This is a genomic window from Fimbriimonadaceae bacterium (assembly GCA_019638795.1).
Taxonomy (GTDB): Bacteria; Armatimonadota; Fimbriimonadia; order Fimbriimonadales; family Fimbriimonadaceae; genus JAHBTB01.
The window spans coordinates 183,371-207,639 of the sequence record JAHBTB010000003.1; the positions used below are offsets into that span (position 1 = coordinate 183,371).

A 24,269-nucleotide genomic window follows, 5' to 3' on the forward strand; every position below is an offset into this window, starting at 1 on the left:
GATTCTATCCCTGCGCGGGGGCGCGAAGGGCCCAACGATGGCCTCTGCCGGGTCTCTCGGCCCCTCTATGATCGTGGAAGAAGAGATGGTCACCGTCCACTGGAAAGAAGGCCTCGCGTTCGCCGCCGACGTGCCGAGCGGCGCCCCGTTCGTCATGGACCAATATCCCGAGGAAGGCGAGGTCGGCCTGGGCCCGACGCCGTTCGAGGCGTTCACCGCCTCCATCGCCGCCTGCTCCGCCTACGACGTCATGGTCGTGATGGCCAAGAAGCGGCAGAAGGTCACCAGCTACCGGGTCGAGATCGAGGGCGACCGCGGCCCCGCCGGGGTTTATCCGCGCCCGTACACGAATCTGCGCCTGCGGCATATCCTGGTCGGCGAGGGGCTGGACGAGGCCGCCGTGGCGCAGGCCGTCCGGCTCAGCGACGAGAAGTACTGCTCGTGCATCGCCACGCTGAGGGAAAGCCCGGCGGTGGCGTCGGTGTACGAGGTGCATGAAGTGTCGGCGGCGACTGGTTCGTAGGGAGACTATCGCAACGGCCCGGTGATCGCACTGGTTGGCACCAGTGGCACCCAACACCCTGAAGTCCGGCGGTCCGACCACCCGACCCGACCAATGTCCAGAGAGTCTAGATCGAGAATTCGATGTCCCAGGGGAGTGTCAGGCATGGCTTAGTGGTCAGGAATCAAACAGGCTTCCTTGGGCTTCGTGGGGGATCGGCAAGACTCCGATGATGACCCACGGGTTGGGGGCGACGAAGTGAAACTGCTGGGTCGTTCCCAGATAGAAGTGCAAGTCCTTGGTCAGGAACTCTTCATAGTATTTCTGACGTACCTTTGCCAGAGCTGCAGGCTCATCGCCGTCGGTTGAGCGGAGGCAGTTCCAGTAGAGGGCTCCTGCTTCCCAGTCTAGAACCTGCATTTCGCTCTGTCTTCCGATTGAATCTTCAAACTTATACGAGAAGCTATAGGGCAGTTTGGGAATGACATTAAATGTCTTGCGCCATTCGTTGTCTTCAAATAGATGATGTTGGCTATAGAGAACTCTCATCTCTTCGAGTTTTTTAGCGTCCCATTCCCGTTCCTCTTGCTCCCAAGTAAAGTCGAGAACCCGGGAAGGCTTGAAGACCGCCAGTGAAGTCATGTTGGACTTGGCTTCCGCGATAAGGTCGTCCATCCGGTCGTATACCTTGGCGGTCTTGAGCAACAGTTGCCTCCTCTCCCGCCATAGATGATCGGTTCCGATACGTCCCGCCCGAACCAGTTGCGCGGCATCGGTGGGACGGAAGGTTTCGGGGCGAGGGTCGCTTGTGTTGCGAACCAGGTCGCATTCGACCCAATCATATTTTTTGTATTGCTCTTCTTCTTCAAGCCGTCGAAACGGAACCGGATACATCCGAACCCATGAACCGTCTTCGCGGATCCCAGCGGTACAGACAGTCTCTCCATATTTGCGGGAGAGCGTCGGATAAGTCTTTACGGTGATGAGAACGCGCTGCTTTGCCAATCCTTCCTCACAAGTGCCGCGCCTCTAACCGGTTCTGGGACATGGCTTCCAGTTTTTCGGAAACACAATGACGATGGCACTGGTGAGGGTGCAGTTCGTAGCAGGTCAATGCGACTCGTTGGCCCACTTCGATCCAAGATTGAATCTTTGCAAGGGCATTGTCCTGCTTGGGCAGGTAGTCGCTCTCATATGCGGCAAAGAGGGCGTCGTAGTCTTCTTGGGAATTGAGTTCCTGGCGTTGTTCCGACGCGATTCCCAGTTCGGGCAGATGCTCGTACAGAATCCCAACCCCAGCGCAAGCGTTGCCCAAGGTACTCTTGGAAAATCCATATTTGCGGCTGATGGGATTGCGCCGAACATCGCAGAGGATATTCACTCCCGCTTGGATCAGCAGGTTCAGGTACGCCTCCAGGGATCGTCCCTCATAACCGATTGTCTGGAGCGGATGCGGACTGGCTTTCGCCTTCTCAGATTCGATGCGGGCAAGGGCTTCATCGTCGCCCTTCAGTACCTTCTCGGCAATCTCACTCCGAATCGCGTAATACGGGAACCGCCGGTAGGTGTCAGCTACCAATTCATCGCCTTGAAGTCCGTTCAGATTTTTCACGAAGTCTTTCAAGAAAATGTCAGCCTCCGTCGCTTCGCCGCCTTGATCGGTGAGCTTCCAGTGATGTTCGCTGTCCTCGATCAAGCCATAGGAGATGAGCTTACGCCGGTCGGCATAGGACGTGAATGAGAACGCACCCCGCTTATAGGGCACAAAGTCATAGGGTTGGCCAGAGTCGCATTCCTGGCAGTAGAGAAAGAGAACCTTCTGGAAGTCGAGGTTTCCCGCTGTTCCGCCAAGGGCATCCAGAAGCCCGAGCAAAAGTCGCTGGCGCACAGTAAGGCTAACATCCCGGTGGGATGCTTTCGTCACGCTAGGCATCTGAACGGCCACCCTACCTATCCCTCCCGCAATACGTCGACGCAACTGTACCTGATGTAGCTATGCCAGCATCCAGCGAATGGCTAATATTCGAGACACATCCATCTTTTGTCTACGAAGTTTGAAGATATCATCTAGGAACGTGTCCTTCTGGCGACCACCTCACGGGACGCCAGGTCGAACGTCCGCCACGCTTATTCCCATTTGGTCTCCAAGGTTAGGACGAGGCGTTGATTCTCAAACAGGTCTCCGGCAATCCGCGCGGTCTTCAACGGCTCCTTTTAGCTTCAACCAGAATCCAACTCCCACCTCGACGAAGTTTGATGAGTGTCCAAATAGGCCACATAGTGCGACCGTCCGAACCCCTGACACGGGTAACCATTTGGGACACCGAGTGGTCTCGCGTAAACAACTCGTCAACAAAGAGCAAGCCCGCGCCCGGCTCGCGGGCCGGGCCGGAGGGGAGGGGCTGGGGCCGGTCATTCGTCGCGGACCAGAGGGCAAGACGCGGGCAGGGACACCGGGAGGAACATCGTAGGCGGAAAGCTCGAACGCTCCCCAGCCCAGCCCCGCAATGTCCAGGTCAGGTGGCTTGGCCGGGCATCGGCCGGCGGTCACCGGCCGACCGTCGGCGCGTCGCCCCGCCTGCCTCCCCGGCCTTCCCTGTCCGGCCCAAGAAGGCCAGACTCATCCCGAAAAAGGGCGGACTTCTTTCCATAAATGCCGGCATTCACTCTTTGAAATGCGGCATTCTCTCTTTGAACGCCGCCATTTACTCTTTGAATTGCGGCATTTTTTCCTTGAATTGCGGCATTCATTCCTTAAATTGCGGCATTTATTCTTCAATATCTCATTGGGACCTTTAAGAGTCGCGTCAACCATGAGGGTGGGAAGGGTGCTGTTGTTCGGTTTAAGCTGAGTTACCTCCAAGTACCCGCTCATGCCTGCCAATTCAATCGGCTCTGCGCCTCTGGCTTTAATCGCGGGAATCATTTCGTTGAACACATCCAATGCTTCCTTGGTCGGATTCTTTGAATAGAGAATCGTCAGCTCATTCCCATCCTTGGTCAATGTCCTTACCATGGGGTCATTGGGCGAAACAGCCTCCAACTTCCACCCATCAATTTCGAGGGTAGACGGCTGGGGTGCCCAAGACAGCAATAAGCATCTGACAACCTCACTAAGTCTATCGCGGGAGTTCGCTTCGCGTGACTCGTGCTTAATTACGAGAGTAAGGCAGTATAGGCCCTTATAGCATGTTAGTACAGAAGTGCTCCGCCCTTCGCGTTGTGTTTCCTCAAGATACACCTCCCACCCTCCAACGTTCTTAGGTGTCCCGAAACGAGCGGCATCCTCTTCATAGGCTGTCTTGCGACTTGCGTCAGTAGTAAAGATGCCACTGCTCAGCGTTACGCTATCGCCCGAACCCACCGAGAAGTTCTTGTTATTGTGAACAGTAACGTGGTAAGGCACATAAACGCTTGCAGATGGAAACATCATATCAGCCATTGCTGGTCGGTCAGACGAGAGCACAACCTCTTTCAACAGCTGGTCTGCTTGGAGAGTCTGACCATCAATCATGCCGCTATGCCTGCAACCGCAGATGACGACAACCGCAGTTCCCAGTAGCAATAGCCTGAGTGAGGGGCTATATGTTTGGTGCCACATATCCAATGTAGTCACACTCCTTTTCTGCCTCGGCCTGGCATGCGAGGACAACCTTTCCTGGGCATAGACCATCGACTATGCCTTCCCAGCCGCTGGGCCTATTTAGAACGTCGTCGTCGCCGTGCACCGCGACGATCTCCACTGCGCCGTCGGCCCGGCTCCACACTTCCCCGGCGAGGCCGCGGCCCCGGGCCAAAGACAGGACGTAGGCCCGGAAGCCCACGCCCTGCACTTTCCCCTTGACGACGACGCGCCGGGCGTTCACCGGGCGTCGATGTTCAGGGTGAACGAGCCGCCGCGGTAGTTGCCGGAGAGGCTCACCGAGGTGATCCGGTCGCGGTTGCCGCTGCGGAACCGGGCGGAGCCGGAGCCGGACATGCGGTCCTTGCCGAGCCCGTCGTTGACGGTGAGGCGGTCGGTGTCGCCGCGGCCGGAGCTGCGGGTGCCGAGGATGTCGTACCGCTTGCCTTCGGTCGTCCAGATGACGAGGCGGTAGCGGTTGCCGTCGGGGTGGTACTCGACGCGGGTGACGCTGCGGGTGTTGTTGTCGAAGCGCAGGCGTCCGGACCAGGAGGACGGGAAGCCGGGAAGCTCGGGCCTGTCCCGCCCGCCGTCGTCGGACCGCCACCGGATGTCGAAGCTGAACGAACCGCCGCGGAAGTTGCCCCGGCCGCTGGCGCTGGTGGCGCCGCTGCGGTCCGTGCGGACCCTGCCGCTGCCGTCGACCCGCTCCTCGCCCAGGCCGTCGTCGAAATCAAGGTCGTCGCCCGCGCCCGTGCTGCGGCGGCGCCCGACGAGGTCGTAGCGTTTGCCGTCCTCGGTGTAGAAGATGAGGCGGCCGGTGTTGCCGGTGGTCTGGTATTCGGCGCGGTCGATCCGGTAGCGGAGCCGGCCGATGTTCAGGCTGCCCAGCCGCCCGGTGCCGTTGCCCGGGTTCGGGCGGTGTCCGTTGCCGCCGCCGTTGTCAGCCTGGAAACTCAGGTCGAAGGTGCCGCCGCTGAAGCGTCCGCTCGCGGTGATGTTCTTGAGCGTCGTCCAGTCGCGGGTGTAGATGTTGGCGAACCCGGTGAGCCCCCGCTCGCCAAGGCCGTCGTCGATGCGGACACGGTAGCTGTCACCGTCGCGGGAGCTGTCCCCGACGAGGTCGAACCGCTTGTCCGACGTCGTCCAGACGATGATGCGGATGCGGTTACCCCCCGGCTCGGTGCGCACCCGGTACACGGGCATGTGCCGGCCCGCGATGGTCAGGGTGCCGGAACCGTCGGTGGAGAACGACTGCCCCAAGGCGAACGCGGCAAGCGTGAGCAGGAGCAAAAAGAGGCTAGATCGAAGTGTGTGTCTACCCATGGCCCTAGTATTCACCATGACGGGCGGCGCGGCGGCCTTGTTCCCGAGTCCCGGGGCAATGATGAGTCAAGATGGGGACAGTCTTGGCGAAAAAGGTCGTGATCCTCGGGGCCGGTTTTGGGGGCATGAAGTGCGCCCAGGCCCTCGCCCGGGCGGACGTCCGCGTCACCGTCATCGACAAGACAAACCACCACCTGTTCCAGCCCCTGCTCTACCAGGTGGCGACGGCGGGCCTCTCGGCGGCGAACATCGCCTGGCCCGTGCGCAGCATCCTGCGGCGGCAGGCCAACGCCTCGGTCCTGATGGCCGAGGTCCTGTCGGTGGACACCGACGCCAAGGTCGTCCACCACAGCGAGGGGGAGACCCCCTACGACGTGCTGGTCGTCGCGACCGGTTCGCGCAACGCCTACTTCGGCCATGACGACTGGGCGGCGCACACCCTGGGCCTGAAGGACGTGGACGACGCCCTTGCCCTGCGCAACTCGGTCCTGCGGTCATTCGAAGAGGCGGAGGCCAAGCCCGACGGGGACGCCCGCCTTCCCTACCTGACGTTCGTCATCATCGGCGGCGGGCCGACCGGGGTCGAGATGGCCGGTTCGCTGGCTGAACTGGCCAAACGCGCCATGGCGGGCGACTTCCGCCGCATCGACACGACGCGGGCGCGGGTCGTCCTTGTCGAGGGGGGCGACCGGGTCCTGCCCACTTTTCCGCCCGACCTTTCGGCCAAGGCGGAGCAGTCACTGCGCCACCTCGGGGTCGAGGTGCGCCTGGGCAAGCGGGTCGTGGCGATCGGCGACGGCTACGTCTGCCTGCCCGACGACCAGATCTTCAGCCGGAACATCGTCTGGGCCGCGGGGATGGCGGCCACCCCGGCGGCGGTTTGGCTGGGGGTCTCGCCCGGGCGTGGGGGCCGGGTGGTGGTGGACGACCACCTGCGCGTCGTCGGTTTGGACGGGGTCTACGCGATCGGCGACGTGGCGGAGGTGCGGGACGGTGACCTGCCCGGCGTGGCCCAGGTGGCGATGCAAGGTGGCCGGCACGTGGCGGGCGAGATCGTCCACGGTGCCGGGAAGCCATTTGTCTACCGTGACATGGGGACGATGGCGACGATCGGGCGCAAGGCGGCCGTCGCCGTCATCGGCGGGGCGAAACTCAGCGGCGCGGTGGCGTGGGCGGCGTGGCTCACCCTGCACCTGGCCATGCTCGCCGTCTTCCGCGACCGGCTGATCGTCTTCCTGCAATGGGTCGCGGCGTACTTCACCTTCCAACCGGCGGCGCGCCTCATCACCTCGGTCAGAAGTCGACGGGCCGCAGATAGAACTCGTTGATGGCGGTCTCGCTGAGCATCGCCACGGTCGGCAGGTGCCGCTTCCAGTGCGTCCGGGCGACCCGTGACCGCACGGTCTCCACGTCTTCGGGACGGTAGCCCTGGGCGGCCACGTCTTCGGGCGACAGGCCATGGAGGAGGAGGACAAGGATCTCGTCGGCAAGTTGGTAAGAGATGCCGAAGTCGCCTTCGTCGGTCTGGCCCTTCACCAGGTCGGCGGTCGGAGGCTTGTCGACGATCACCGAAGGCACGCCCAGTTCGCGGGCGAGGGCCCACACTTGGGTCTTGAACAGGTCGCCGAGCGGGTTGATCGGCGGGGCGTCGTCGGCATGCCAGGTGAAATAGCCAAAGAACCGCTCGGTCTTGTTGCCGGTGCCGATCGGCAGGCCGCGGAACTTGGCCGACTGGTCGAAGAGCACGGTCATCCGGCACCGGGCGCACACGTTGCCGAGCCGAGTGCCGTCCATGTCGGGCTCGGCCGTGGCGACGTAACCATCGACCATCTGGGTGATCTCGACGGTGCGGTCGTCCAGGCCGAGGTCGTCGACGACAAGCTGGGCGTGGGTGAGGCTCTCCGGCGAACTGACCTTGTAAGGCATGCGGACGGTGTGGACGTTCTGGGGGCCGAAGGCGCGGGCGCACAGATAAGCGGTGACGGCGGAGTCGACCCCACCGCTGAGGCCGACGACTGCGTGGGTGACCTTGCGCCGGCGCACGCACTCGTCGCGGAGGAAGGCGACCAGCCAGTCGGCGATCAGGGCGGAGTTCATCGCGAGCAACCGCCGGGCCAAGGGGGCGGAGGGCGCAGGCCGCACGACGCGCAGCATGGGCGCGACTGTACCTGCCTGGCGGAGGGGCTAGTGCGCCTCGGCCAGGGCCGCCGCCCCTGCCCCACCCTTCTTGCGGCTGCGCAGGAGGAGGATGGTGGGCGACGCCGCGACCGACGCGACAAGGATGAGCATGAAGCCGTTGTTGTACGCCCGGGTGGCGGCCTGGGTGCCGAGCGCGGCGTCCACGATCTTGTACGACCCCAGCTCCGCCCGGTCGGGAGAGTAGCCCCGGCTCTGGAGGTACGCCTTGGCCATGGCGAGCCGTTGGACGGTCGCCGGGCTGACCGCCGTCACGTCCTCGACCAAGGTCGCCCGGGCGAGGTGGAGTTGGTGGGTCACCATGCTGCCGATGACGGCGATGCCGAACGAGCCGCCCAGTTGCCGGGCGAGATTGAGCATGCCCGCCCCTTGGGCGATCTGGGGGCCCTTGAGGGTGCTGAACGCGGCGAGGTTGATGGGGACGAAGAGCATGCCCAACCCCAGGCCGCGCAGGAGAAGGGGGACGAGCACGTTGTCAGCCCCGGCCGTGGAAGGCATCATCGCCAGCTCACCCATGGACACGAGGTAGATGCCGAGCCCAGCGACGATCGACACCTTCGGCTCGAAGATCGGCTTTTCTCCCCCCAGGAGTCGGCCCGACATCACCGCGGCAAAGCCCGTCATGATGCCGCCGGGCAGCAGGGTCAGGCCCGTCTCGGTGGGCGAGAGGTGCATGACGTTCTGGGCGAACATCGGGTAGATGAAGACCCCGCCGTAGAGGCCGAACCCGAGGACCACGAAGAGCACGATGCCCGCGGTGAGGTCTCGGTTCGAGAGCACCTTCAGGCTGACGACGGGCACCTCGTTGCGCGGGGACGTCTGCCACCAGACAAACAGGGGCAAGATTACGCCGGCGACCACAGCCAGGGTGACGATGAGCGGACTGTCGAACCAGTCTTTGGCGTTCCCTTCCTCCAACATGTACTGCAGGCAGCCCAGACCGACGGCGAGGAGCGCGATGCCGAGCCAGTCGACTTTGCTCACCTTCATCGCGAACTTGGAGTCGCGCAGGAACAGAGTCACCAGGGTGAGCGACACGAGCCCGATGGGCAGGTTGATGAGGAACACCCAGTTCCAACTGTAGGTTTCGGTGATCCACCCGCCCAGGGTCGGGCCGAGGGTCGGGGCGACGATGACGCCGAGCATGTAGATGGACTGGACAAGCCCCTGTTGCTCCATGGGGAAGATCTCCCTGATCGTGGCCTGGGCGGTCGAAAGGAGCGCCGCCCCACCTGCACCCTGGACGATCCGCCACCCGACCAGGGCGGGAAGCGACGTCGAGAACCCGCACATCGCCGACGCGGCGATGAACACGAAGATCGACGCGCCCAGGTACCGCTTGCGGCCAAACCGCGAGGAAAGCCAGGCGGTGAGCGGCAAGACGATCACGTTGCTGAGGATGTAGCCGGTGGATATCCAGCCGACTTCCTCGGACGTCGCCCCCAGGTTGCCGGCGATCTGGGGCAGGGACACGTTGACGATCGTCGTGTCGAGCACCTCCATGACCGCAGCGGTGATGAGCCCGACCAAGATCCACCAGCGCCACGGGTTCAGCGGCTCGCCGTCCGCGCCGACTTTGCTCACGAGGTTTCCACGGTGGCGACGACGGAAAGCCCGACCCGCAAGCGGTCGGACATGTCGGACTTCTCTATGGCGATCTTCACCGGCACCCGCTGGACGACCTTGACAAAGTTGCCCGTCGCGTTGTCGGGGGGCAAGAGGGCAAAGGTCGCGCCGGTGGCGGGCGACAGGCTCTCGACATGTCCATGGAGCTTCTTGCCGGGGAGGCCGTCGATCTCAATCTCGACTTTGTCGCCCGGTTTCATCTTGCTGACCTGGGTCTCCTTGAAGTTCGCCGTCACGTAGAAGGCGTCGTCAGGCACCAGGAACATCATTGCCGAACCGACCTGCACGAGGCTCCCCACCTCGACCGAACGCTTGCTGACCCGGCCGTCTACGGGGGCGAGGACCACGGCGTGGGCGAGGTCGATCTCCGCCGCCCGGAGGGCGGCGCGGGCCTGCTCCACTCTCGCGAGGGCCTGTTTCTGGTCGGCGCGCGTCTTGGCCACGCCGATCGTCTGGGCCTGCGACCCCTGGGCTTGCCCTTGGGCGGTGGACTTGTGGGCGACGGCCGTGTCGACCCGGGCCGCTGTCGCTTGGGCCTGGCGGTCGGCGACGTCGACACTGGCGGCCGCCGACGCGGCGGTCTCGGCAGCGATCTTGATCTTGGTCTGGGCCTGGCCGACGAGGGCCTGGTTCTGGTCCAGCTGGGTTTGGGCGGCCTGGACGGCCGATGCCCGTTGCTTGACGGCGGCTTGGGCCGCGACGACCCCGCTGGCGGCGGAGGCGACGGCCTGTGCCGAGGTCGCCTCGGCGGCCCTCGCGTTGTCCAGGTCCATCTTGCTCGTCGCCCCTTGGTCGAAGAGGTTCTTTGTCCGCGTCAGCTGCCGGACCGCCAAATCGTGGGTGGCCTGGGCCGAACGGAGGGCCGACTGGGCCTGGGCGACACCGGCGCGGGCGAGGTCAAGGTCGGCCTGGGCCGAGACGAGCCCTGCCCGGGCGCGGTCGACGGCATGGTGGGCGACGTCGAGGTCAGCCTTGGCCGACTGCACTGCCGATTGCGCGGCCCGGGCATCGGCCTGGGAACTGCGCACGGTGGCCTTGGCCGCGGCGGCGGCTAGCTGAGCGGCCCGTATGTCGGCGTCGGCTTCACCCAAGACGCCGGCACTGGTCGAGACCCCGGCCTGGGACGTTGCTTGCGCATAGTCGACGGAAACACCAGCGGCGGTCGCGTCGGCCTCAGCAGCGGCGAGGTTAGCGTGTGCCTGGTCGACTGCAGCCTGAAGCTTGTCTGTGTCGAGGCGGACAAGAGGTTGCCCCTTCTTGACCACGGCGTTGTCGGCGACCAAGACCTCCGCAACCGTGCCCTGGACGAGTGGAGCGACAAGGACGACGTCCCCGGCCACCTGGGCGTTGTCCGTGGACTCGTGACCACGGGACCACAACCAGTTGTGCACACCGAAAGCAGCCCCGACAAGGACGAGGGCGACGATGACGATCCGGCCGTACGGCCGCTTGGGGCCGGACTCGGGCTCAGGAGGGGTTGGTTCATCAGGCATGGGTTCTTTCGATGGCACGGACAAGGAGGCGGGCAAGCGCTTCCGCTTGCAGATGGACTGTCTCGCGGTCGGGGACCTCTTCAGGTCGGCGGCGGTAGAAGACCAGGCTGTTGGTGGCGAGGACCATCAGCCGTGCGTCGGCCAGCGGGTCGAGACTGTGAAAGACGCCGGCTTCATTGCCTTCCTTGATTTGGCCCTTGATGAACTGGGCCTCACGCTCCAGGAAGGCGGCGATGTTCTCTTGGACCCGGGGGGCCAACTGGTCGAATCCCTCCTCAAAACTCCGCCGGAACCGGGTGAAGAGGTCATATCGCACCATGACCCGGGTGGTCAAGAACGCCACGATACGGTCAGCCGAAGCCCCACGCACGGACTCCATCAAAGCTTGCCAGATCTTTTCCTGCAAGCTAAGCCCCCAGGCCACGCCAAGGTCCGCTTTGCTGGCGAACCGCAGATACACCGTCCCTTTGCCGATACCGGCCTCTTGGGCGATGTCTTCGATCGTCGTCTTCCGATATCCGAACCGTTCAAAGAGGACGGTCGCCGCCGTGAGTAGGCGCTCTTGTTCGCTGTCAAGGACTTGCATGATAATGACTAGATGACCTCATGACTAACTAGGTCAATCGGTCACTTCCCGATACATTTGTACCACTATACGTCTTGGGGCCTAGGCACAAGCGAGTGGGACAGTCTTTCCTACGAAGCGGACTCTCGGATGGCAAAGAGCCGCTTCATCACTGGTTGCAGGTCGATTTGCGCCCCGGCGATGCCAAAACTGTCGTGAATCATTAGGTACAGCTTATAAAGCTCACGGTAGGTCTCGACATTCTTTAGATTTGGCTTATACACTGTGTCTTTGAGCCCGGCCATGGCCCTCTGGGCGGCCAAGGTGTCGGCGTGGGCACCAGCGACGACCGCGCCAAAGATCGCCGAGCCCAACGCACACGTTTGATCAGATTTCGCGACATGGAAGGGTCGGTTGAACACGTCGGCGTAGATCTGCATCGCCAGCGGGCTCTTGTCGGCGATGCCGCCGCAACCGACGACGCTCTCCACCTTCACGCCGTATTCCTCCATGCGGTCGACGATCCGGAGAGCCCCGAACGCCGTGGCTTCGATGCACGCCCGATAGAGGTCAGCCGGCTTCGTATGCAGGGTCAATCCGACGACGAGACCGCTGAGCATGGGGTCGACGAGGATGGTCCGGTTGCCGTTATGCCAGTCGAGGGCAAGGAGGCCGCACTCGCCCGGCTTCAGTCTCAGGGCCTCCTCCGTGAGTTCTTCGTGGGACTTCGAGGTGAACCGCGACACCCAGTTGAAGATGTCGCCCACCGCCGACTGGCCGGCCTCGAGACCGTAGTATCCGGGCAGGATCGAGCCACGCACGATCCCGCACATCCCGGGCACGTCGGCGATCGCCTCGTCCATCGGGTGGACCATGCAGTCACAGGTGCTCGTCCCCATGATCTTGACCAGCACACCGGGCTTCGCCCCGCTCGCCACGGCGCCAAAATGGGCGTCGAGCGCCCCGACGGCCACCGGCGTCCCTGCGGGAATCCCGGTTTGGGCGGCATACTCCGCCGACAACCGGCCGGCCGCCTCGTCACTCGTCGAGACCGAGTTGTAGAGCCGGGAGCGGAAGTCAGCCAGCCGCGGGTCCAGGGTCGCCAAGAAGTCGGCTCCCGGCAACCCGCCCCACTGCTCCTCGAACATCGCCTTGTGGCCCGCCGCACAACGGCTCCGCTTCGTTGCCGACGGGTCCCGCACACCGCACAATTGGGCAGGGATCCAGTCGCATACCTCGGTCCAACTCGCCGCCGCCTCGACCACCTCGGGTGCGACGCGCAGACAGTGGAGCAACTTGCTCCAGTACCACTCGCTCGAATAGGTGCCGCCACACTTGGCCAGGTAGGGTCGGCCCTGGTCGGCCGCCTTCTTCGTGATTTCGGCGGCCTCCTCATGCGACGTGTGGTCTTTCCAAAGCCAAACCTGAGCGTTCAAATTGTCCTGGAAGCCAGGCGACGATCCAAGCGCGGAGTTGTCCGCCGTGACCGGCATGGGCGAAGAACCGGTCGTGTCCACCCCGATCCCCACGACTTGGGACAGGTCCACCGCCTTGCCCACCTCGCGGGCCACCGTGACAAACCCCACCAGGTAGTCGGCCGGGTTCTGCCTGGCCAAGTGGGGGTCCTTGGCGTCGAGCAAGATTCCCGCCTCGCCCGAAGGGTAGTTGAATACGGCCGTCGCCACTTCTTCGCCGCTGTCGACGTCGACGACCAGGGCGCGCACCGAGTTCGTGCCGTAGTCCAGACCAAGGGACAACCTAGCCACGGCGCCCTCCGACGGCGGTCGTCATGTCGGCCAGTCGGCCCTTGTCTCTGATCGTCTCAGCGAAGGCGCGGGAGTGCGGGCAAGTCACGTCCATAACTGTAGACCGTCGGGGGCCACCGCCGCCACAGTGCCCGCGCCGATGCTTGTGGCTAAAATGCCGGTCATGACGACCTTGCTTGCAATGGTGGTGTTGGCTTCGGTGCCCCAGCAGGGCCCTCTCGGAGGCTTGGCCCAGCGGATAGACGGCAGAAGCCGCCGGGTCTCCTCGACAAACCGCGTGGGACCCGACGGTAAGCGCAACCCCTTTGGCAAGCCGGTCGGTGACCTCCTGGAACGGAGCAACGCCGACAACTACCGGGTCCCGCCGGGGGCCACCCATGTCGTCATGGATGAGAAAGGCCCCGGGATCATCACCCACATGTGGTTCACGTTCCTCGGCCCCGGGCCGCAGGACTGGGCGCCACAGGGCTCGGCCGACCACCAGGACATGCTCCTGAGGATCTACTATGACGGCGAGCCTCGGCCCGCCGTCGAAGCCCCCCTGGGGGACTTCTTTGCCAACGCCTTCGGCAAGCGCTCCGAGGTCAAGAGTCTGCCCGTCGTGGTCGAAGACGCCGACTCCTACAACTGCTTCTGGCGGATGCCCTTCCGGAAGTCATGCCGGATCGAGGTCGTCAACCAGGGCACGAAGAACATCAACCTGCTCTACTACAACATTGACTGGATCGAGAAGAAGTCTCTCCCCGCCGACACCCCCTACTTCTATGCCCAGTACCGGCAGGAGTATCCCGTCGAGCACGGCAAAGACTACACCGTGCTCGAGACGACGGGCAAAGGCCACTACGTCGGCACCGTCCTCTCCGTCCGCACCCGGTCCCCAAGCTGGTTTGGCGAAGGGGACGAAAAGATCTACATCGACGGCGAGAAGGACGCCTCCATCTGGGGGACGGGGACAGAAGACTATTTTCTGAGTGCCTGGGGGCTTCAAACCACGTCGACCCCCTACTTCGGGGTGCCGTACTTCGACCATTGGGGCATTGTCGGCGGCCACACGAGTGCCTATCGGTGGCACATCAACGACCCCGTTGTCTTTGAGAAAGGCATCAAGGTCACCTTCGAGCACTTTGGATGGATAAGTCCCGACGAAAACAAGGACAACAAGAGCATGAGCTGGAACGAGCGTGAAGACGACTATTCCAGCGTCGCCTACTGGTACCAGACCGGCAAACCGACCTTCACCGCCCGGGCCCCCTCCGGAGCGGCTCGGAAACTGCCCAGCCTAGAACGGGTCGTCGTCCCTGCCTCGGAAAACAACACCCACGGCCCGGGCGAGGCGACGTCCCAACGCCTTGACGTCCACGAGAGACCCCAACTCCTGTACATGCCCACGCGGGCCGAGGGTGCGTTTGTCGAGATCCCGTTTGAAATCAAGGAGAAAGAGCCCCTTCGCCTCCTCCTCAGCGTCACAAAGTCGTATGACTTCGGCCGGTACCAGGCTTACGTGGACGGCGTGAAGGTGGGCGGCCCGTTCGACCTCTACGACAAGGACATCAAGGCCGACGAGGTCCACCTGCTCGACTTTTGGCCTGAGCCAGGCAAGCACGTCGTCCGCCTCGTTTGTGTCGGCAAAAACAAGTTGTCCGACGGCTTCTACCTGGGGATCGAGTCCGTGCGGCTCCGCGAGCGCCGCCCCCGGGTCAAGCAGATGGGTTGGGACAAAGAGAAGGACTGGAGGAAAGACCCCAAACTCTACGGCTGACGGCTTGTGGCGGGCCGAAAGGCTCGGGGTAAACCTGTCCGATGCGACTTGGGGTGGCTCTTGCCCTTCTTGGTCTGGCGGTGCCGGCGATGACACAGGTGGTCCCCATAAACCAGTACGATTGCCTCCGATGGCGGTGCATCGGCCCCTTCCGCGGTGGACGCACCGTCGGGATGGACGTCGTGTGGTCGAAACCGAACGTCTGGTACATCGGCGTCAACAACGGCGGGGTTTGGAAGACCACCGACTATGGCCACACCTGGACTCCCGTCTTTGACGACCAGCCGACCGGCTCGGTCGGTTGCCTCGCCGTCGCCCAGAGCCGGCCCGACACAGTCTACGTGGGGTGCGGGGAGGGACTGCACCGACCCGACCTCAGCGTCGGCGACGGGGTTTACAAGACCACCGACGGCGGCAAGACCTGGACCAACATGGGTCTGCGGGACGGGCAGCAGATCGGGGGCGTCAGTGTCGACCCGCACGACCCCGACCGCGTCTTTGTCGCCGTCATGGGGCACCCGTATGGGCCGAACAAGGAGCGGGGGGTCTACCGCTCACTGGACGGCGGCAAGTCCTGGAAGCAAGTCCTCTACATCGACCAAGACACCGGCGCGCCCGCGGTCGCGATCGACCCGGCCGACCCGAACGTCGTCTACGCCGACATGTGGGCCAGCCGCGAGGGCCCGTGGGAGAACGGTGAATGGCAGGGCACGACGAGCGGCCTCTACAAGTCCATCGACGGCGGTGACCACTGGACCAAACTTGGCGGCCTTCCCGACGTCGACGACAAGGTCGGGCGGATCGGCTTCACCGTCTGCAAGGCCGACAACCGGCGTGTGTACGCCACGGTGGACTCGCCGACCAAAGGCGGCGTTTACCGCAGCGACGACGCGGGGGCGACCTGGAAGTTTGTCGCCGAGGAGCGGCGGCTGTGGGGACGGGGCGGCGACTTTGCCGAGGTGCGCGTCGACCCGACCAACCCTGACCGCGTCTATGCCGGGAACACCAGCACCTATCGGAGCGACAACGGCGGCAAGGACTGGGTGTGCATCAAGGGCGCGCCAGGCGGGGACGACTACCACACGATCGTCGTCCATCCCACCAACCCCGATCTGATCGGCCTGGCCGCCGACCAGGGGGCGACGATCAGCGTCAACGGCGGCGAGACGTGGAGCAGTTGGTACAACCAACCCACCGCCCAGTTCTATCACGTCAGCACCGACAACCAGTTCCCCTACTGGGTTTACGGCGGTCAGCAAGAGAGCGGCTCCGCCGCCGTCGCCAGCCGGGGCAAAGACGGACAGATCACGTTCCGCGACTGGCACCCGGTGGGAGCGGAAGAGTATGCCTACGTGGCCCCCGACCCCCTGGACCCGAACATTGTCTACGGAGGAAAGGGCACCAAGTTCGACCGCCGGACCGGAAAGGTCGAGGGATTCCGCAACAAATTTGAAGGTGCCCGGTTCATCCGGACGATGCCCGTCATCTTCTCACCCAAGGACCCGCGGATGCTCTTCCAAGCGGCGCAGTTCCTCTACCGCTCGACCAACGGAGCGGAAACGTGGGAAAAGATCTCGCCCGACCTGTCCCGACCGTCGTGGGACGTGCCCAAGTCCTTTGCCGTCGGTGAAGCCGAGGGAAAGACCATGGCTCGGCGCGGCGTCATCTACGCCGTGGCACCGTCACCGCTCGATGTCGGCGTCATTTGGTGCGGCACCGACGACGGCCTGGTCTGGCTGACCCGCGACGGCGGTGCCCACTGGGCCGACGTGACGCCACCGGGGACGACCAGCTGGAGCAAGGTCAGCCAGCTGGACGCGGGCCACTTTGCTGAGGGGACGTGCTATGCCTCGGTCAACCGTCTGAGGTGCGACGACCAGAAGCCGTACGTGTACGTGACCCACGACTTCGGCGCGACGTGGCGGCTGGCCGTCGAGGGCCTGGAGGAGCAGCCGGTCAACGCCGTCCGCGAAGACCCGGTGAGGCCCGGCCTGCTCTACGCGGCGACCGAACGGTCAGTCTGGTTCTCGCGGGACGACGGCCACCACTGGAACCCGTTGCGCCTGAACATGCCCGCGACCAGCGTGCGCGACTTGGTTGTGAAAGACGACGACCTCGTGGTCGGCACCCATGGCCGCGGCTTCTGGATCTGCGACCAGATCGGTCTGCTCCGCCAGCCCGACACCGTCCTGGCCAAGCCCTCCGTCGCGTACCTTGTCGAGTGGAACCTGAACACCGACACCCCGCTTCCGCCCGAAGAACCGGCGGGGAAAAACCCGCCCGACGGGATCTGCATCGACTACGTGTTGCCCCATGACGCGAAGCTGGTGACCCTGGAGGTGTTGGACGCCAGCGGCAAGGCGGTGCGAAAGTTCTCCAGCGAGGACCCCTTGGCTCCGCTCGACCCCAAGTCCCTGACCGTGGACCCACGATGGGCGCGGCCTGCGGCCGGCCTTGGTGTCACCCGGGGGGCCCACCGGTTCGTGTGGGACCTCCGCTTGCCCGGCAGGCGGCCCGGCCTCTCCATGCAGGCGATCTGGCACGACACCCCGACGTCGCGGGGCGCGTTTGTGGCCCCCGGGAGCTACCGGTTGCGCCTGACCGTGGACGGGGCCGCCCACGAGGTGGAGCTGACGGTCAAGCCCGACCCCCGGGGCGGCCAAGGCCACCACCTCAACTGGGCCGACGTCTACAGCGAACCCGAGCCCGAACTGTAAGCGAGGGACATCAGACCGGGGCCCGCTTGTCCAGGACCCATGCCGCCAGGTCGTCCACGTGCCCCGCACTCGGGGCTGGCAACGAGACGGTGCCGCCGCAACACACCTGGCGGGCCCGTGCGGCCAGAATGTTCGCCCAGTCCTCGAACCGGGCTGCCGCCCACTGGGCCGCCTCGCCGGCCCGCGCGGCACGGGCCCGGCATGTCTGGACGGCAAAGGTGAGCATGAGCAAGTCGCTCTGGGCACCGACGACGGTCTGGTGGCCGGGCGTCACCGCCAGTCCGGCGGCGAGGCATTCAAAGACGAAGCCGTCTCCAGCCGGCGGTTCCGCCCGGCCCTCTTTGACCCGGCGCAGGTACCGGGACGAGATGAAGACCCGGTTGATCTCGTTAGTGCCCTCGTAGATCCGGCTGACGCGGGCGTCCCGGTAAATCCGGGCGAGGGGGAACTCCTCGGTGAACCCGTAGCCACCGTAGACCTGTAAGGCTTCGTCCACGATCCGGCTCTCCGCCTCCGTCGCAAGCACCTTGCACACGGAACACTCCACGGAGAACTCCTCGCTCGCCGCCTTGGTGCCCTCGATTGTCCCGTCGCCGGCGGCGAACGCTCCGTCAATGAGGGCCCCCGTGCGCACCAGACACGACTCGGCGGCGAAGTATAAAGCCGCCATGTCGGCGAACTTTTGGCGCACCAGGCCGAACTCGCCGATCCTTTGGCCGAACTGCCGCCGTTCGGTGGCATAGCCACTGGCCTGATAGAGTGCCTCGCGGGCCGGGCCAAGGGACATCGCGCCCAACTTGTACCGGCCGATGTTGAGGGAGTTGAACGCGACCTGGTGGCCCTTCCCCACTTCGTAGAGGAGGTTCTCCAGGGGCACCTCGGCGTTCTCCAGGGTGACCCGGGCCGTTGACGAACCTTTAAGTCCAAGCTTATGTTCTTCACGGCCCACGCTCACACCGGGAAAGCTGCGCTCGACCAGAAACGCGCTGACCTGGTCGCCGTCCACCTTGGCCATGACCAAGAAGAAGTCGGCCCACTGGGCGTTGCTGATCCACATCTTGGTGCCGTTGAGCACCCACTTCGACCCCTTCTGTTCCGCCCGGGTGGTCAGAGACAGGGCGTCACTGCCGCTCTCGGGCTCGCTAAGCGCATAGGCCCCGATCCATTCGCCACTGGCAAGGCGGGGCAAGTACTGCTCCTTTTGGGCGCGGGTGCCAAAGGCGGTGAGACCGAACTGGGCGATCCCGCTGGTGATCCCCACGGTGACGGAGAAACCCGCGTCGAGGGAAAGGCGGTTCAAGATGGAGGCCGCGAGGTTCTTGCCCAGTCCGAGTCCGCCGAACTCCTCGGCGGTGTCGATGCCGCAAAACCCCAGCTCGCCAGCCTGCCGGACCAGCCGGGGCATCAACCCCTCCTCTTGGGCGTCGAGCCGGGCGGCAAGGGGCAAGACTTCTTTGCGGCTGAACTGCTCGGCCGTCTCGATCATCAAGTGCTCGTCACCCGAAAAGTCTTCGGGGATGAAGACCGTCGTGGGCTCGCGAGAAACGAAAGAACATCCTCGTTCTTGGTTGGTCACGCTCATGGGGCCAAGGGCGATTATACGGAAGAGGACCGATATTCCTCACGTCGTACAATGAATGTCATGTGGGTCGCCGCCACGTCCTTGGTCTTTGCCGCCTCCGCCCCGGCCATCCAGGCCCCTGCGCCGCTTGACCGGTCGGGAGAGGGTTACTTGGTCCAGCTTCTCGACCGTTACAGCAAACTACCGCCCTTCTACCTTTGGTTCGACCGCTACTCCCGTGATTCGGGTGAAGGCTTCGACAAAGGCGGGACCGTCCAGCTCTGGTACGGGGGTGGCAAGAAGTTCCGGGTCTCTTCTTGCGGCGCCTTCGGTGACGAAGTGCTCGGCGTCTCCGACGGCCACACCCTGCTCGTCGACTCGATGGACTTGGGCCGCCCGGTCACTTTGGCCGACATGCCGGCCAAGTGGCAAGGCTTGACCGACCAGGTGGCACCCAACCAAGGCGGGAGCCTGGTCCTGTGGCTTCTGGACGGGCCCGGTTCCCTGGACCGGCTCGCGGAAAGAGACAAGCCGATCACCTTGCTCCGCCGAGGCAGCGCGTTCGTCGTGACCTTCACCAACAAGGCCCTCGGCGAAATGCAAGCGGAGATCGTCGACGGTTGGCTCGTGGCCGACCAAATCGTCCAACGGTTTGATTTCGACGGCGAAAAGTTCGAATCCGTCAGCCGAAACGAGTACCGGCCGTTCAACTTTGCGCCCCGATTTGGCCGTGACACCTTTGAGACCAAGGTCGCCCCGGGCCTTATGGTCATCGACGAACGCACGAAGCCCGGCCACAAGACAAAACCGCCCCGGAGCTAAGTGCCGGGGCGGTCGGTGTGCTCAGCTTCCGCTGGGCGGGGTCGGCGGGCCGTCGTCGGTCGGAGCCGGGCCGGGCGACGTCATCATCGCCGACACGTTGTTGTGGACTCCCACGTAGACGACGTCGCGGTAGACCAACGCGATGGCGAGCATCGCCAGCGGCACGGTGAAAAGCAGGCCGACACCGCACGCCACGGCCCCGATGCCTGCCACCAAGGCGGAGACGAAGTAGAACACCGCCGCCATTAGCCACTCACCCTTGAGGGCGTTGAAACTAGCCTTGATGGCGTCCACCGGGCCCATCTCCTTGTCCACCATGAAAAGTGGAGCGATCATGAGCAGTCCGGCGACGACAAAGGTGCCGACAATACATCCGATCAGCCCGATATAGGTGCACAGGGTGTAGAGGAAGCCGAAGGCCATGAACAAATGGGCCTTGGGGAGCACCCGGAAGAAGTGGTTCACCGTCACCGTCTCGCCCCGGAGCAGGGCGATCGTCATGTGGCCGAACCCGCCCATCAAGACACCCATCAGCAGACTGCCCACCAAGCTCGTGACGAGTTGCATCGGCAGTTGGGCCATCAGCAACGCCGTCGGGTCGCTTGTCGATGTCTGCACCGCCATCATCGTGGCCATGAACGGCAACGAGACGACGAGCGTGACGACGTAGTACGCCACGCCGGCGATCAAAGTGGCCAAGACGAACGGTGTCCAGTTCGCTTTCATCAGCTCCCACGCTTCACCGATCGCGCCAAGGTCGACGGCCCCGCGTGGTGTGCCACGCAACGGCCCGCCGTCTCCGCCCATCGGTCCACGCGGATATTCCGCATAAGGTGATCCCATATTTGTCCCTCCAGTAGCTCTAGGACGGTCCACGGGGCCGGTTTGCCTCTGGGCCGCTCCTACGACGCCATCTTAGCGGTCATGCTGTTAAAAGTGCTGGGTTCTGGTGAAAAACTGTTGCCCCAGAGGTCCTTCCGTTAACCTTAGGTTAATATACTGGGCTGACAATCCTCCCAGCCTTGATTGGAGTCCTTGACATGAAGATGAGAAACCTCGTTACCCTCGCATTGGTCGTCGTCGCCGCCGCGTCGCAAGCGACCGTCATCACCCAATGGAACTTTAACTCCCTGTCGGCCGACGGCGACACGACCACCGGCACCACCGACCCTTCCATCGGATCAGGCACGGCGAGCCTCGTCGGTGGGACGACGAGCACCTTTGCCAGCGGCAACGGGAGCTCTGACCCCGCGGCCACCGACGATTCTTCCTGGAACTCGGCCACTTATCCGGAGCAGCAAGTCGGGTCGGGCACGGCCGGTGTGCAGTTCCTTGTGTCCACCGCCGGCATGAAGGACATCACGGTGTCGTTCGACCAGCGGCACAGCAGCACGGCCTCGGCCTGGACCATGCTCCAATACACCACGGACGGGTCCACCTGGACGAACAGCGACAGCTACCAAGTGGCCGACACGAGCTTCCACAATGGAAACACGGTCGACCTGACCGGAGTCACCGCCGCCAACGACAACCCCAACTTTGGCGTCCGCATCGTCTCCATCTTCGTGCCGGGGACGAGCGAGTACGCTCCGACCTCCTCGACTGCCACCTACAGCATCAACGGCACGATCCGTTACGACATGGTGACGGTCAGCGGCACCGAGTCGGTGCCCGAACCGGCGAGCATGGCCGTCCTCGGCCTCGGCGCCCTCGCCTTGGCCCGCCGCAAGAGGAAGTAAGCCTCCACCAAAGGAAAAAGACAAAGGCGGCCCTGCCCAGCAGGGTCGCCTTTTTGTTTGTCCATGGCCGACGGCCAGGGTCACTCGCCGTCTTCGTCGTCGGACTCGTGGTCGTCGCCTTCGTCAGGGTTCATGACCAGCCGGGCCATCGAAGCGATGGTGTCGCCGTCGGCCAAGTTGATCAGTTTCACCCCTTGGGCGATGCGCTTGACCAGCCGGATCTCTTTGACCTTGACGCGGATACCCTTGCCCAAAGTCGTCAGGAGGATCAGCCGGTCGTCGTCCTCGACTACCTCGCCACTCACGATCGGCCCGGTCTTGTCCGTGACGTTCATCGTCAGGATGCCCATGCCCCCACGGGTCTGGACTCGGTACTCCTCAAGCTCGGTGCGTTTGCCGAAGCCATGTTCGCCGACGACCAGCAGGGTCGACCCGGGTCGGACGATGTCGGCGCCGACGAGGACGTCCCCATCACGCAGGCGGATGGCGCGGACACCGCCCGCGGCGCGTCCTCGGCCACGGGCGTCCGTCTCGTTGAAGCGGATGGACATGCCGTTGCGGCTGACAAGCACGATGTCTTCGTTACCCTTGGTGACCAAGACCCACCCGAGCTCGTCGCCGGCCTCGATGTCAAAAGCCCGGAGCCCGTTCGAGCGGATGTTGCTGAACGACTCCAGCGCGGTGCGCTTCACCTCGCCCTGGCGTGTGACCATGGTGAGGTACCCCTCGCCCTTGATGTCCTTGACGCTGACGGTCGCCGTCACCCGCTCGTCACTCTCGATGGCGATATAGTTGATGACCGGCATACCTCGGGCGTACCGGGTGCTCTCGGGGATATCGTAGGCGCGGAGGCGGTAGACCCGGCCCCGGTCGGTGAAGAACAGGATGAAGTGGTGGGTGTTGACCTGGAAGAGGTGGGCAGGTTCGTCGTCCTGCTTCATCACGCTCTTCAGGCCCTTGCCGCCCCGCTTCTGCTGGCGATAGCTGTCCAGGCTGATCCGCTTGATGTAGCCGTCGCGGCTGACGCTGACGATGGCCTCCTCGTCAGGGATCAGGTCTTCCTCGGTGAAGTCGCCGACCTCTCGGCCGATGATCTTGGTCCGTCGCTCGTCGCCATGCTTGTCGCGCATCGTGACGACTTCCTCGCGCATCACCGCGGTCAGGCGGACCGGGTCGGTGAGGATGTCCATGAGGTCCTGCATCTTGCGCAGGGCTTCCTTGTAGTCGGCCTCCAGCTTGCTCTGCTCCAGCTGGGTCAGGCGGCGCAACGGCATATTGAGCACTGCGTTGGCCTGGTAGGGCGACATGTCGAACTGGCGCACCAACTGGACACGGGCGGCGTCGGGGTCGGACGCCTCGCGGATGACCTTGATGATGTCGTCGAGGAACCGCCGGGCGATTTGGAAGCCTTCGAGGCGGTGGACTTCTTCGAGGATGCGGTACAGCTCATACCGCGTGCGGCGCTCAATGACGTCCCGGCGGTGCTTGATGTACTCGTCCAGGACGGTCAGGAGCGGCGAGACGCGGGGCGAGTTGCCGACCAGCGACAGCATGATGCAGCCGAACGTCGTCCTCAACGACGTGTGTTTGAGCAGGTAGTTCAGGGCCCGGTTCGGGTTGACGTCGCGGCGGATGTCGATCTCGATCCGCATACCGCGCTTGTCCGAATAGTCGTTGACCGCGACGATGCCGTCGAACTTTTTCAGCTTGGCGATCTGGGCGATGTTCTGCACCAGGTTCGTCTTGTTGACCTGATACGGCAGTTCGGTGACGACGATGGTGCTCTTCCCCGCGTCGCCGGGCTCGATCATCGTCTTGGCCTGCATCACGACGCTGCCACGGCCGGTCTCGTAAGCCTCGCGGACTCCCTTGGTGCCCATGATCAGGCCAAGGGTCGGAAAGTCGGGGCCGGGCAGGTGGGTCATGACCGCGTCGAGGTCGCACTCCGGGTCGTCGATGCGGTGCAAGATCGCGTTGCAGACTTCGGTGAGGTTGTGCGGCGGCATGGAGGTCGCCATGCCGACGGCGATGCCTTGGCTGCCGTTGCAGAGCAGGTTCGGGAACTTGCCGGGGAAGCACATCGGCTCCATCTGCTCGTTGGTGTATGTCGGCATCCAGTCGACCGTCTCACGGTCGAGGTCTTCCATCAGTTCCATCGCGATGGGGCTTAGGCGACACTCGGTGTACCGTTCCGCGGCGGGCGGGTCGCCGTCGATCGAGCCGAAGTTCCCCTGCGGCTGGATCAGCATGTAGCGCATCGTGAAGCTCTGCCCCAACCGCGCCAGCGTCGGGTAGATGACCTGGTTGCCGTGGGGGTGGAACTCGCCCGAGGTCTTGCCCGTGACCTGGGCGCTCTTTTTGAACGGGCCGTCGGGGGTCTGACCCATCTCCCGCATCGCGTAGAGGATCCGGCGCTGGACCGGCTTCAGCCCGTCCCGGATGTCGGGAAGGGCGCGCGCGATGATGACCGACATCGCGTAGTTGACGTAACTCCGCGACAGTTCTTCTTCGATCGGGACAAGAGAGATTTGGGGGTCTTGTTCGGGCACTGAGACTCCTAGTCGGCAAGTTCAAA

At 63.9% G+C, this 24,269-nt stretch carries 19 protein-coding genes; 6 read left to right on the forward strand and 13 right to left on the reverse strand.

Translation table 11 applies throughout. The annotated features are described in order from the left end of the window. Positions 1-67 precede the first annotated feature (67 nt). Positions 68-523: an OsmC family protein gene (locus KF857_05900; protein MBX3111524.1), complete on the forward strand. Its 456-nt coding sequence runs from the start codon at positions 68-70 to the stop codon at positions 521-523. Positions 524-679: 156 nt separating this feature from the next. Here KF857_05900 and KF857_05905 read toward each other — a convergent pair whose 3' ends face one another. The 5 genes from KF857_05905 to KF857_05925 all read right to left on the reverse strand — a co-directional run bounded on the left by KF857_05905 (position 680) and on the right by KF857_05925 (position 5,417). After that, on the reverse strand, positions 680-1,507 hold the full coding sequence (locus KF857_05905) for a hypothetical protein (GenBank protein ID MBX3111525.1): 828 nt from the start codon (positions 1,505-1,507) through the stop codon (positions 680-682). A gap of 7 nt (positions 1,508-1,514) precedes the next feature. Beyond that, positions 1,515-2,390 (reverse strand): DUF488 domain-containing protein, encoded by an 876-nt coding sequence (locus KF857_05910; GenBank protein ID MBX3111526.1) that lies wholly within the window; start codon positions 2,388-2,390, stop codon positions 1,515-1,517. Positions 2,391-3,122: 732 nt separating this feature from the next. Then, positions 3,123-4,016, reverse strand: a complete 894-nt coding sequence (locus KF857_05915) for a hypothetical protein (GenBank protein MBX3111527.1) — start codon at positions 4,014-4,016, stop codon at positions 3,123-3,125. A 67-nt stretch (positions 4,017-4,083) separates the two neighbouring features. After that, complete coding sequence (locus KF857_05920; GenBank protein MBX3111528.1) at positions 4,084-4,368, reverse strand: acylphosphatase; 285 nt, start codon at positions 4,366-4,368, stop codon at positions 4,084-4,086. Further along, positions 4,365-5,417, reverse strand: coding sequence for a hypothetical protein (locus tag KF857_05925; protein ID MBX3111529.1), 1,053 nt, complete (start codon positions 5,415-5,417; stop codon positions 4,365-4,367). The genes KF857_05920 and KF857_05925 overlap by 4 nt, the downstream gene beginning before the upstream one ends. 104 nt (positions 5,418-5,521) lie before the next feature. Here KF857_05925 and KF857_05930 point away from each other — a divergent pair, with 104 nt between their 5' ends. Then, entirely contained in the window at positions 5,522-6,778 is a 1,257-nt protein-coding gene (locus KF857_05930; GenBank protein ID MBX3111530.1) for an NAD(P)/FAD-dependent oxidoreductase, read from the forward strand. Here KF857_05930 and KF857_05935 read toward each other — a convergent pair. The 5 genes from KF857_05935 to KF857_05955 form a co-directional block, all read right to left on the reverse strand. Further along, on the reverse strand, positions 6,744-7,604 hold the full coding sequence (locus KF857_05935) for an NAD+ synthase (protein ID MBX3111531.1): 861 nt from the start codon (positions 7,602-7,604) through the stop codon (positions 6,744-6,746). The two genes, KF857_05930 and KF857_05935, sit on opposite strands and share 35 nt — an antisense overlap. Before the next feature lie 30 nt (positions 7,605-7,634). Then, the gene (locus KF857_05940) at positions 7,635-9,230 is read right to left on the reverse strand and encodes a DHA2 family efflux MFS transporter permease subunit (GenBank protein MBX3111532.1); all 1,596 of its coding nucleotides are present in this window, start codon (positions 9,228-9,230) and stop codon (positions 7,635-7,637) included. Then, positions 9,227-10,765 (reverse strand): HlyD family secretion protein, encoded by a 1,539-nt coding sequence (locus tag KF857_05945; GenBank protein ID MBX3111533.1) that lies wholly within the window; start codon positions 10,763-10,765, stop codon positions 9,227-9,229. The genes KF857_05940 and KF857_05945 overlap by 4 nt, the downstream gene beginning before the upstream one ends. Beyond that, positions 10,758-11,351: a TetR/AcrR family transcriptional regulator gene (locus KF857_05950; protein MBX3111534.1), complete on the reverse strand. Its 594-nt coding sequence runs from the start codon at positions 11,349-11,351 to the stop codon at positions 10,758-10,760. The genes KF857_05945 and KF857_05950 overlap by 8 nt, the downstream gene beginning before the upstream one ends. A gap of 110 nt (positions 11,352-11,461) precedes the next feature. Further along, the gene (locus KF857_05955; protein ID MBX3111535.1) at positions 11,462-13,096 is read right to left on the reverse strand and encodes a ribulokinase; all 1,635 of its coding nucleotides are present in this window, start codon (positions 13,094-13,096) and stop codon (positions 11,462-11,464) included. A gap of 163 nt (positions 13,097-13,259) precedes the next feature. Here KF857_05955 and KF857_05960 point away from each other — a divergent pair, with 163 nt between their 5' ends. Beyond that, positions 13,260-14,855 (forward strand): DUF2961 domain-containing protein, encoded by a 1,596-nt coding sequence (locus KF857_05960; protein ID MBX3111536.1) that lies wholly within the window; start codon positions 13,260-13,262, stop codon positions 14,853-14,855. A gap of 173 nt (positions 14,856-15,028) precedes the next feature. Next, entirely contained in the window at positions 15,029-17,572 is a 2,544-nt protein-coding gene (locus tag KF857_05965) for a hypothetical protein (GenBank protein ID MBX3111537.1), read from the forward strand. 10 nt (positions 17,573-17,582) lie between these two features. On the opposite strand, the gene KF857_05970 is transcribed toward KF857_05965, so the two are convergent. Continuing rightward, positions 17,583-19,154 carry an acyl-CoA dehydrogenase family protein gene (locus KF857_05970; GenBank protein ID MBX3111538.1) on the reverse strand — a complete coding sequence of 524 codons (1,572 nt, stop codon included), beginning with the start codon at positions 19,152-19,154 and terminating at the stop codon, positions 17,583-17,585. Positions 19,155-19,214: 60 nt separating this feature from the next. Between KF857_05970 and KF857_05975 the strand changes: the two genes are divergently transcribed. Further along, complete coding sequence (locus tag KF857_05975) at positions 19,215-19,955, forward strand: hypothetical protein (GenBank protein MBX3111539.1); 741 nt, start codon at positions 19,215-19,217, stop codon at positions 19,953-19,955. Positions 19,956-19,976: 21 nt separating this feature from the next. On the opposite strand, the gene KF857_05980 is transcribed toward KF857_05975, so the two are convergent. After that, positions 19,977-20,798: a hypothetical protein gene (locus KF857_05980; protein ID MBX3111540.1), complete on the reverse strand. Its 822-nt coding sequence runs from the start codon at positions 20,796-20,798 to the stop codon at positions 19,977-19,979. 203 nt (positions 20,799-21,001) lie between these two features. Between KF857_05980 and KF857_05985 the strand changes: the two genes are divergently transcribed. Beyond that, complete coding sequence (locus KF857_05985) at positions 21,002-21,694, forward strand: PEP-CTERM sorting domain-containing protein (GenBank protein MBX3111541.1); 693 nt, start codon at positions 21,002-21,004, stop codon at positions 21,692-21,694. An 80-nt stretch (positions 21,695-21,774) separates the two neighbouring features. On the opposite strand, the gene gyrA is transcribed toward KF857_05985, so the two are convergent. Continuing rightward, a complete protein-coding gene (gene gyrA, locus KF857_05990; GenBank protein MBX3111542.1) occupies positions 21,775-24,243 on the reverse strand; it encodes a DNA gyrase subunit A in 2,469 nt (822 codons plus the stop codon). Positions 24,244-24,269: the final 26 nt, after the last annotated feature.